Source organism: Alkalimonas sp., from assembly GCF_020831925.1.
GTDB lineage: Bacteria > Pseudomonadota > Gammaproteobacteria > Enterobacterales > Alteromonadaceae > Alkalimonas.
On sequence record NZ_JAFIFQ010000132.1, the window covers coordinates 1 to 1,270 of the forward strand.

Annotated in this window: 1 pseudogene; it reads left to right on the forward strand. The window is 59.4% G+C overall.

Annotation, left to right across the window (positions count from 1 at the left end):
- Positions 1-1,270: pseudogene (locus JJU14_RS16620) on the forward strand (glycosyl transferase); the annotation flags it as partial.

Genomic DNA, 1,270 nt, shown 5'->3' on the forward strand with positions numbered 1-1,270 from the left:
GGACGCTGCTGGCCGACTCCCGCGAGCAGTTGCTGGAGCTGATTGACCAGCATAACGAAACCAGCGCTTTTGAACGGGCGGCCACCTTAGCCTGGACGCTGGCACAGGTGCAGTTACGCCATCTGACCATCAGCGTGGCGGAAGCGACCCTGTTTCAGCGCCTGACCGGCCCACTGTTGTACAACGATTTGCGTTTTCGTGCACCGGCAGCTTCCATCAGCCGTGGAGCTGGCCCACAGTCCGCTATCTGGCAGCATGGTATTTCCGGCGATACCCCGATCGTATTGCTGCATATTGACGATATCGACGATCTCGACATTGTGCGTCAGTTGCTGCGGGCGCATGAATACTGGCGCTTAAAGCAGCTGGCCGTCGACTTGGTAATTATTAATGAGCGTGCCAGCTCCTACGTGCAGGATTTGCAACAGGCCATCGAAGCCCTGGTTCGTGCCAGTCAGAGTCGGCCGGCAGCTGTACTGGCTGGCAGTGCCCCCCAGCGGGCGGTGGGCCATGTCTATACGCTACGCGCTGATCTAATGCAGGTCGATAGCCGCAGTTTACTGGCTGCCGTGGCCCGGGTGGTGCTCTATGCCAGGCGAGGGCCACTGCAGCGCCAGTTGCAACGGCTGGCACCGCTCAGCGCTGAGGATAGTGCGGCAGAGCCAGTAGCTGTTGCTGCAAGGCCGCATAGCGTCCCACCAAGTTCAGCGCCGGAGCCGGTTCACGCAGGTTTTGCCGGCACAGACTATCGCAGCAGCGAGCTGGAATTTTTTAACGGTCTGGGCGGCTTTGCCAGCGATGGCCGCGAGTATGTGATCCTGCTGGATAACTACCAGCGTACGCCGATGCCCTGGCTGAATGTGATTGCCAATGCTCAGTTTGGTTTCCAGGTGTCGGCCAGTGGCAGTGGTTATAGCTGGGCGCAAAGCAGTCGGGAAAATCAGCTCACGCCCTGGTCGAATGATCCGGTGACCGATCCCTGCGCTGAAGCGATCTATGTGCAGGATGAAGACAGTGGTCAGCTGTTTACTGCCACCTGTGCGCCGATCAATGATGGTGGTCATTACAGTGCCTGCCATGGCTTTGGCTACAGCCGCTTTGCCCACCAGGCGGCGGGCATTGGCTTAACGCTGCTGCAGTTTGTGCCGCTGCAGCAGCCGGTAAAAATTGCCCGCCTGACATTGCACAACACCAGCTCCCATCAGCGTCGGCTGAGGATCACCGCTTATGTCGAATGGGTGCTGGGCCGTGACCGTGCGCAGAATGCCCC